Consider the following 8,734-nt stretch of genomic DNA (forward strand, 5'->3'; position numbering starts at 1 on the left):
GCCGGTCAGCCGCCTTGGAGACGTATTTCCGAGTCCAGGAGGGCGGCGAACTCGTTCAGTGCGGTCGGGTCGGGATCGGATCCGATCCGGTCCACGACCTGGGCGCGGTCGATCAGGACCAGGCCGGGTGCGTCGCCGCTGGGAACGACGTCCACTCGGCCTTCGACCAGTACCAGGTAGGCGGCGTTATCGTCCGCGGCCAGCAGTCTCCGCAGATCCGAAGCCGTGACAATCTCCATGGCCGTCATTGTCCTCCCGCCGGAAACCTCCAGGTCCTGCGCGGTCCTGTTCGGCGCGTCGGAGTGTTCGTGGCCGTGGGCCTCGCACTCTCCACAGGACTTCGTGATCCCCGACGGCGCGCCCGGCGTCGGCGTTTCAGCTGGTAGAACCCTCCGACGGCAGCAACCGCAGCGAGATCGAGTTGATGCAGTAGCGCTTGTCGGTGGGCGTGGCGTACCCCTCGCCCTCGAACACGTGCCCCAGATGGCTGTGGCAGTTGGCGCACAGCACTTCCACGCGGTGCATGCCGAGCGAGTCGTCGGACCGCAGGATCACCGCGTCGGACTTCGCCGGATCGAAGAACGACGGCCAGCCGCAGTGCGAATGGAACTTCTCGCTGCTGCGGAACAGTTCGGCACCGCAGGCCCGGCACGAGTACACGCCGTCGGTTTCGGTGTCGGTGTACTCGCCGACGAAGGGCCGTTCGGTGCCCGCCTCACGCAGCACCCGGTATTCCTCGGGGGAGAGCTTGGCCCGCCATTCCTGCGGCGTCAGCTGGATACGCGGGGCCGGGATCGAGGTATCGGAGTCAGAACTCATAACTCCACGCTAACCCGCCTCCCCGAGCCTTTGGCGCGCGGCTGAGTGCCGTGCTCCGTTCTGCACGCGTGCCGCCGGTTTGCTGCCGAACCGATTCAGGTCGTACCCGGCGAGTTACCCGGCCCGTACGAAATCAGCTGTCGCCTCCGGATCTGCGATGTCGCGCTGCTGCTCAAGGTGCATCCAGGCGGGGTCGAGGGTCTTGCCCGGCTGTAGTCGGCCTTCGCGTTTGGCGGCCAGGTAGCGGTCCGCGAGGACGCAGAACACGACGATCAGCAGGAGCGACCAGCCGAAGGTGGTGCGCAGGTATTCCAGGGTGCGCCCGGCGCTCTGCCAGCGGTCCGACAGCCATTTGTCGTAGGTCATGAATCCGAAGATCGCCACCCAGGCGGGCCAGTTGCGGATCAGCGAATTGCGGAGCACGACGGTCATCAACAGCGGGAACATGAACATCGAGTAGTACATCTGGCCCAGTGAGCTGAGCAGCAGCACCGCGGTGACCAGAATGCCCGACACGGTGCAGACGAAGAACACCTCGTCGGAGCGGTAGTACCGGACGAGCAGCCACAGCGATACGAGCACCAGGACGCCGATGACGATGCGCATCGTCCAGGTCAGCCAGTCGGCGACACCGTAGTAGCCCGCATTGCCGACGATCGCGCTGTTGAAGTAGTCGCGGGATTCCGACAGGTACGGCAGCGTGTGCGTCCAGAACTGCTTGTAGTCCACGATCAGCGGCCACGCGGCGAGGTTGAGCGCGACCGGGATGCCGAGGGCGGTGACGAGCACCTGCCACTGGCCTTCCTTGGGCCGACCCATCGGAATGCCGCCGAGCTTGCCGGTCGCCTCCCATCGGCCCATGACGAGCGGAATCATCAGCAGCGGTGCCAGCAGTGGCCCCTTCACGGCGATCGCGAGCCCGAGCGCGACACCCGCCCAAAGGAATTGGCGCCTGATGACGAGATGGAAGAACGCCACCATCAGCAGGAACAGACAGCCGTTGATATTGGTGAACACCAGCGTGTTCGTCACCGTCTCGGAGGCGAACATGGCCAGCAGCAGCGCGGGCGCGGCCACCGAGGACAGCGTGAAGTTGAACAGCCGCAGCAGCAGATATCCGGCGAGGATGATCGCGGCGGCATTCAGCAGAATGAACGCCCACCGCGACTTCTCCGGATCGAGAATCGCCAGCGGCGAGATCAGCAGCGTCCCGCTCGGCGGGTACAGATAGTGCGGATCGGTCGAGTCGAAGTTCGCGTTGTAGATCGGCTCGTGCCGCAGGAAGTGCAGCGATGCGTTGTACACCGGACGGAAGTCGTCGGTGATGTACCCGTTGACCGCCTTGATGAAGACCCGGTTCAACACCGTCAGTACCGCGAACGGCCACAGGGCGAAGTTCAGGACCTCGGCGGTGGTACGAGCGCTGCGTGGCTCGAGCTGGCGAAGGAACACCTGGGCACGGTACACCGAAAGCCACCGTCAGGGGTGCGGCGACCCACGGTGTTCAAGCGCGCTTCCACGATTTCATGCCGGGCAGGCCGTGCCGTCGGCGGGCAGCTTCTTGTCCTTCAGATAGTCGTTGACGGCCTGCTGCGCGCATCCGGAGTGCGCGTAGGTGGGATGGCCCCACCCCTGCCAGACGACGGTGGCGGTGCGCGCGCCGACGGTGCCGAGCGCGCCGGTGACGGTCGGGCGGGCGTCGGGCCCGCTCACCGGGTCGGCATTGCCGCCCAGGACGAGCACGGGTTTCTCGAATGTGCCGCTGAGCGCGGGCACGGTGGCGGCGGCGGGCCAGGCCGAGCAGGCCATGAGTTCGATGGCTCCGACCTTGCCGAAGACGGGATACTGTGCGCCCCAGGTATTCACGAGCTCCTTGGCGCGCACGGGGGTGGCGGGCTGCTGGAAGTCGCTGCAGCGGTTGACGAATGCGCCGTCGTTGGCGATGGCGGCGGCCTCCCGCACGACCAGCGGGTCGATGCGGGTGCGGTCGCCGCGGCCGAGTGCCGCGAGGGCGTCGGCGAATTCGGTGATCTGGGAGTTCTGCATGCGCGGGTCGCCGAGGAATCCGCTGAGCGTGGTCACCAGCGCGGAGGCCGACAGATCCCCGAACTCGCCCTTGCCGGCCCGGTTCACCAGGTCGATGACGGCGGTGCGCGGATCCCCGCCGAGCGCGCAGTTCAGGGCCGCACAGCGTTGTGCGAACGCGGTGAGCGCGGCCTCGGAGCCGCGGATCTGCTGTTCGGCGCGCCCGATGGCGTCGAGCCCGACCGGCTGCGGTGAATCCAGTACGAGCCGCGCCAGATGATCGCCGTACTTGCGCACGTAGCTGAGCGCGACCGAGGCCCCGCTGCCGGTGCCCAGCAGCGCGATGTGCTCGACCTGCCACTGCCGCCGCAGCTGTTCGATGTCGTCGGCGGCGTGCGCGTTGTCGAAGGTGTTCTGCGCGGGTGTGAGGAAGTCCAGGCAGGCGATGGTGGCGTCCTGGCTGACCTTGGCCACGGCGTCGACGGGATCGGTTGTGCCGCGCGTGAATTGCGCCTGATCCGACATGTCGCGGCGGATCTCGGTGGTCATGCAGTTGACGGCCTGCGAGCTGCCGATGCCGCGCCGGTCCACGGCCACGATGGGCCGCGCGTCCAGCGCCGCGGTGCCGCCCGGCCCGGCCGCGAGTCCGGCGAGGGTGCCGGTGGAGGCCCGATCGGAGCCGGAGGTGAGCACCAGGGGCGGTGCGTCGAGCGGTGTCTTGTCGGTCCGGGCGCGCAGTGCCGCGGTGCGGAAGTTGCCCGCGACGGTGCCTGCGGCGTCCACCTGCGTGGTGTATTCGGCGCATTCCAGGATCAATCCGGCGGGCGGCGCGCCCAGGGCCAGCAGATTGAAGGTCGGCACCGTGCAGTCCCGCCAGGCCAGGTCGGTCTTGGGCACTTCGGGATCGGGCACCGTCGCCTCGGCCGGTGTCGTACTGGGCGCGACCACGCCGCCCTGATGCGGTCGTTCCACCGCCACGGCGGGCCGATCGGAGGGTCCGGCACCACAGCCGGTGGTCACCAGGATCGAAAGTGTCGACGCCAGCAGAGCGGCCCGAGTCCAGCGCATGCGCTACAGCCTGCCAGGTATCGCGGCGGCTTTCATTCAGTGGGTGTGACTCGCGACCCATCGCGTCAGAATGGTGCCGTCTTCGTCGAAGAGCAGATGGCGGCAGTGCATGGGGGTGGGCACGGCGTTGGGGGACACCGAGATTCGCCCCTCGGTCCCCGCGACCAGCAGGGGAGAGACGGTGAGGCAGAGTTCGTCGACGGCCTGTGCGGCGATGAGGTCGCCGAACAGGCTCGGCCCGCCCTCGCACAGCACGCGGCGCATCTTCCGGGCCGCGAGTGCGTTGATGAGAGCGGCCGGGGTGACCGAGGTTTCGCCCGCCTCCACGACTTCCGCGCCCGTGTCGGCGAGGGTCCGTTTGCGGTCGGCGGGCGCGTCGGCGGTGGTGATCACCAGGGGCCGCGCGCCGGTGTCGGTGAACAACCTGCTGGTGGGATCGAGGGCGGCGCTCGCGGTGACGACGGCGATGCGCGGGGCCGCGCCGTCCGGGTCGCCGCCGAAGCCGTGGTGATACAGGCGGGTGCGCAACTGCGAATCCGTATGGGCCGCCCCGTAATTCTCGGCGCGCGCGGTGCCCGCCCCGACCACGACCACATCGGCCAGATCGCGCAGTATCCGGAATACGGTCTTGTCGGCGGGTGTGCCCAGGCCGCCGGAGCGTCCGTCGAGGGTGACCGCGCCGTCGATGCTGGTGACGAAGTTGACCCGGATCCACGGCCGCACCGGCGCCACCGGGTAGGCGTAGAGCGTCACCAGATCGTCGTGGGACAGATCTGTGAGCTGAATCGCATTCGGCATACGCTGCATGAGAAGTCATCACACCACGTCAGTAGGCTGCACCGGTGCAACAACGCCTCGTCGATCGCCACCCGGAAGTTCCGGCAGACCAGCTCGTGGCCCAGATGGTTCCTCCGCCCACCTTCGACGAGGTGAGCTTCGCGTCCTATATCCCGGACCCGAAGGAGCCCTCGCAGGCCGCGGCCGTGCGGAAAGCCGAGGAGTTCGCGAACTCGGTCACCAAGCTGCGCAAGGCCGCGGACAAGAAGTCGCTGTTCGGCAAGAAGAAGCCGGTGAGCGGTATCGGCCTGTATCTGGACGGCGGCTTCGGTGTGGGCAAGACCCACCTGCTGGCCTCGATCTTCCATTCCGTGCCCTCGCCCAAGACCTTCGGCACCTTCGGTGAGGTCACCAATCTGGTTGGCGCGCTGGGCTTCAACAATGCCGTGGAGCGGTTGTCGGCCAACAGCGTGCTGTGCATCGACGAGTTCGAGCTCGACGATCCGGGCGACACCATGCTGGTGTCGCGGCTGCTGGCCGAGCTGACCGCGCGCGGGGTGTCCATCGTGGCCACCTCGAATACGCTGCCGGGTCAGCTGGGTGAGGGCCGGTTCGCGGCGCAGGACTTCCTGCGGGAGATCAAGAAGCTGGGTTCGCTGTTCGAGACCATCCGCGTGGACGGCCCGGACTACCGGCACCGCGACCTGCCGCCCGCCCCCGAGCCGACCGCGGCCGACGTGCTGGTCGAAAGGGCCGCCGCCACACCGGGTTCCACGCTCGACGATTTCGATCAGCTGCTCGAGCATCTGAGCACGCTGCATCCGTCGCGGTACGGTGCGCTGATCAACGGCGTCTCCGCGGTCTACATCCGCGGTGTGCATCCGGTGCCGAATCAGGCGGTGGCGCTTCGTGTCGTGGTGCTCGCCGACCGGCTCTACGACGCGGGTATTCCGGTGACGGTGTCGGGCGCGAAGCTGGATCAGATCTTCACGCCGGAGATGTTGGATGGCGGCTACAAGAAGAAGTACCTGCGTGCCATCTCCCGGCTCCTTGCCCTGTCTCGGTTCGAGGCTCCGGCTACCGCGTCCTGACCGGGGCGATCGCTCGACCTGGTCATACGTCCGGTAGTTTGCTTGAAGACTGCTGACTCGACGGGCCCGGCCACGATTCGGGCCCGTCGAAACGAGACGAGGTAGGTAGTGATCCGTACCCACGCTTTCCGTGCCGTGGTCGTCCTGACCGTCGGAATGTCCGCCGCATTCGGCCCCGCCGCGACCGCCCTGGCCGCCGCCCCGCCCGCCGCCACCAGCAGCGTCGTGGTGAACACCGACAACCGCTCGCTGGGCCTGCGGAACGTGGTCAACGCCCGCGACGCCGGCGGCTACCAGACCACCGACGGCCGCACCGTCCGCACCGGCCTGGTGTTCCGCACCGGCGACCTCAGCAAGGCCGGTGACGCCGATCTGGCCGAGCTGACGTCCCTGAACGTGCGTGCGGTCCACGACCTGCGCACCAGCTACGAACAGCAGCTCCTGGGCGTCGACAAGGTCCCCGCGGGCGCGACCGAGTACCACGACGACGTGATCGGCCAGGCCCCGCCGCAGGTGATGGCCTCCACCCTCTCGGCGGGCACCGACCTCTACCGCGCCTTCATCACCGCCCCCGGCGCATCCGAGGCGTTCGCGAATGTGTTGCGCGACATCGCCTACAACCCCGGCGGCGTGCTGTTCCACTGCACCGCGGGCAAGGACCGCACCGGTTGGACCGCCGCTGTGCTGCTCACCATCCTGGGCGTCGACCGCGACACCGTCACCTACGACTACCTGCTGTCCAACTACTACCGCAACGCCACCGACGGCGACATGATGAACGGCGTCACCAAGGCGGCACTGGACTCGGCCTTCGATCAGGCGAACCAGAGCTACGGCAGCTTCGACAACTACGTCCGCGACGGCCTGAAGCTCTCCGCCGACGACATCACCGCCCTGAAGACCAAACTCCTGGCCTGACAGGCGTTTTCACATTCGGCCGACCGAACCCTCCTGCCCGGCAGGAGGGTTCGCCTGTTCCGGGCTACCGATCCGCGGCGCGCACCCCGGCCACGATCACCTCGGCGACCCCGCGCATACCCTCGACCGTCGGGTGATAGGGCAGCAGCGTCTGCGTCGCCACAACGGGTTCGATCCAGCGCACCCCGGCGGGCGCGCACGCATCCCGCCCGGCCGAGGCTTCCCGGGTGCTGACATAGATCGCGCCGTGCGCCACCGCCTCCCGCGCGACCACGGTATTGAGCCGATCGAACTTGGACTGAATGAACCCGGCATCCCCGGCGGCCAATCCGAGCAACTCAGGGCAGCCCCCGTCCCGCATGTACTGCGGCCACCCGTCGACGACCACCGTGGCGTTCGGTGCCCGCCGTGAAATCTCCCGCAGCGCAGCGGCATACGACCCCGCGATCCCGTCGATATCGGCATCCCACCGCTCGCCCCGCCCCGCGCACCCACCACTCACCGCGGCAGCCTGACAGCCCACGATATGCGAGGTGAACTGCGCGTCATTCGCGCCGATATGCACCGTCACGAGCTTGGTCCCAGGTCCGAGCCCATCGAATTGCGGTGCGACACCGGCTGATTGGGATGTCGTCAGATGCGGGATCCGCGCCGAACTGCACGACCGGTCATCCAGCCGCAGCCCCAGGCTCGCGGCCACGAATCGCGGCGTATTCGTCGTCGACCGCAGGCACACGAGCGGCGCGCCGGTATCGAGATTCTGCGCACCCGTGGTCGCCGCCCCCGAGTCACCCAGTGCGACGTACTCGGCTCCGGCCGTGTCGGCGGACGACTGCCCCGTTCCGGTTACCAGCAGTGCGGCGGCCAGCGTGAGCGTTGAACACAGTGCTCGCAATGTCATCGAGGACTTCCTTGTCGCTCCGGTAGTGGTGGTGTGGGATCGGCGCAGTAGCGGGCGAATGCCGGGATCGGCGGACAGGGCTCCCGTCGCGCCCCAGCGTCGGCACCGGGGACAACCCACCGATTATGCGCTGGATCACAGTCTGTTCCCGGGTGGGCACGGCGGCAATGTGCCGACGCACAACCACCCCGGCCGCGCCTTGTGTCAGGGCACTCCGCTCCCCGAAGACCGGGCCGGTCGCCAGCAGTAGCCGCGCCAGTGCGGCCTGCCGGATGGGTGCTACACACAATGCCCCATCGGCCCGCGGGGGAGTCGGCGCGAGTGGGTATATCGCCCGATGTTCTGCCTGGTCACGCGGGCTTACGGTCGAGATCGAGGCCGATTCACAAGGGGAGCGAATCATGACCGCCCACACCGGCACCGCCCGACCTGCCGACACCCGTGTCATGGGCATAGTGCACTCCGCGCTGCGCCGCGACCTGGCAGACCATCTGGCGTGGATGATGCGCTTCCAAGAACACCATCACGAATCCGAGGGCCAGCACCTCTACCCGCTGGTCCGCGCCCGCAACGGCCAGGCCCGGCAATGGCAGAAGTGGAGGAAACGCGAGGAACAGCGCGGCACCTGCGAGACGACGACATCCGCCTCGCCCCAACAGATCTGGAACATCCTCACCGATGTCACCCGGATCGGCGAATGGAGCCACGAATGTCATTCCGCCCGCTGGCTCGACGCCACCACCGAGGCCGCCCCCGGCGTCCGCTTCCGCGGCACGAGCAGATCCGGCATCCAACGCTGGAGCCGCACCTGCACCTTCACCACCGTGGACGAACCTCGAGAACTGGCCTGGACCACCCACGGCGGCCTCTACGGCGACACCACCGAGTGGCGCTACACCCTGACTCCCACCCCCACCACCACCACCCGAATCACCCAAACCTACCGAATCCATTCCCTCCCAGTCTGGTTCGACCGCCTGATCTGGCTCACCAACCCGGCCCACCACGACCGGACCGAGGCCCTCCGGGCGGATCTCACCCGCCTGGCGGGCTTGGCCGAACACCCCGGGTAGCACGCGCGAAGGCTCTCGCGCGTCCTACCCGTACCCCGACCGATCGACTCGGTCGCTTCGAA

9 protein-coding genes are annotated in these 8,734 nt (G+C 67.9%); 3 read left to right on the top strand and 6 right to left on the bottom strand.

Annotated features, from left to right (window positions below):
• Nucleotides 1-5: 5 nt before the first annotated feature.
• The 5 genes from JK358_RS35415 to JK358_RS35435 form a co-directional block, all read right to left on the bottom strand.
• Entirely contained in the window at nucleotides 6-239 is a 234-nt protein-coding gene (locus JK358_RS35415) for a hypothetical protein (protein WP_201957022.1), read from the bottom strand.
• 136 nt (nucleotides 240-375) lie between these two features.
• A complete protein-coding gene (gene msrB / locus JK358_RS35420) occupies nucleotides 376-819 on the bottom strand; it encodes a peptide-methionine (R)-S-oxide reductase MsrB (RefSeq protein WP_201957024.1) in 444 nt (147 codons plus the stop codon).
• 114 nt (nucleotides 820-933) lie between these two features.
• Nucleotides 934-2,271 carry a glycosyltransferase family 87 protein gene (locus JK358_RS35425; RefSeq protein ID WP_307817892.1) on the bottom strand — a complete coding sequence of 446 codons (1,338 nt, stop codon included), beginning with the start codon at nucleotides 2,269-2,271 and terminating at the stop codon, nucleotides 934-936.
• A gap of 72 nt (nucleotides 2,272-2,343) precedes the next feature.
• Nucleotides 2,344-3,912, bottom strand: coding sequence for an alpha/beta hydrolase (locus JK358_RS35430; RefSeq protein ID WP_201957029.1), 1,569 nt, complete (start codon nucleotides 3,910-3,912; stop codon nucleotides 2,344-2,346).
• Between the two features lie 36 nt (nucleotides 3,913-3,948).
• Nucleotides 3,949-4,719 (bottom strand): pyrimidine reductase family protein, encoded by a 771-nt coding sequence (locus JK358_RS35435; RefSeq protein WP_201957031.1) that lies wholly within the window; start codon nucleotides 4,717-4,719, stop codon nucleotides 3,949-3,951.
• Nucleotides 4,720-4,754: 35 nt separating this feature from the next.
• Between JK358_RS35435 and zapE the strand changes: the two genes are divergently transcribed.
• The gene (gene zapE / locus JK358_RS35440; protein WP_201957044.1) at nucleotides 4,755-5,780 is read left to right on the top strand and encodes a cell division protein ZapE; all 1,026 of its coding nucleotides are present in this window, start codon (nucleotides 4,755-4,757) and stop codon (nucleotides 5,778-5,780) included.
• Between the two features lie 108 nt (nucleotides 5,781-5,888).
• Complete coding sequence (locus JK358_RS35445) at nucleotides 5,889-6,698, top strand: tyrosine-protein phosphatase (RefSeq protein WP_307817893.1); 810 nt, start codon at nucleotides 5,889-5,891, stop codon at nucleotides 6,696-6,698.
• Nucleotides 6,699-6,762: 64 nt separating this feature from the next.
• Here the strand turns inward: JK358_RS35445 and JK358_RS35450 are convergent, their stop codons facing one another.
• A complete protein-coding gene (locus JK358_RS35450) occupies nucleotides 6,763-7,599 on the bottom strand; it encodes an SGNH/GDSL hydrolase family protein (protein ID WP_201957047.1) in 837 nt (278 codons plus the stop codon).
• A 401-nt stretch (nucleotides 7,600-8,000) separates the two neighbouring features.
• On the opposite strand from JK358_RS35450, the gene JK358_RS35455 reads away from it, so the two are divergent.
• A complete protein-coding gene (locus JK358_RS35455) occupies nucleotides 8,001-8,672 on the top strand; it encodes an SRPBCC family protein (RefSeq protein WP_232852444.1) in 672 nt (223 codons plus the stop codon).
• The last annotated feature ends 62 nt before the right edge of the window (nucleotides 8,673-8,734 follow it).

Source organism: Nocardia acididurans (assembly GCF_016741815.1).
In the GTDB taxonomy this organism is placed as follows: domain Bacteria; phylum Actinomycetota; class Actinomycetes; order Mycobacteriales; family Mycobacteriaceae; genus Nocardia; species Nocardia acididurans.

Coding starts and splice junctions, on each gene's coding strand:
- JK358_RS35415 (WP_201957022.1), bottom strand. CDS start 239: ATGGAGATTGTCACGGCTTCGGATCTGCGGAGACTGCTGGCCGCGGAC.
- msrB (WP_201957024.1), bottom strand. CDS start 819: ATGAGTTCTGACTCCGATACCTCGATCCCGGCCCCGCGTATCCAGCTG.
- JK358_RS35430 (WP_201957029.1), bottom strand. CDS start 3,912: ATGCGCTGGACTCGGGCCGCTCTGCTGGCGTCGACACTTTCGATCCTG.
- JK358_RS35435 (WP_201957031.1), bottom strand. CDS start 4,719: ATGCAGCGTATGCCGAATGCGATTCAGCTCACAGATCTGTCCCACGAC.
- JK358_RS35450 (WP_201957047.1), bottom strand. CDS start 7,599: ATGACATTGCGAGCACTGTGTTCAACGCTCACGCTGGCCGCCGCACTG.
- JK358_RS35455 (WP_232852444.1), top strand. CDS start 8,001: ATGACCGCCCACACCGGCACCGCCCGACCTGCCGACACCCGTGTCATG.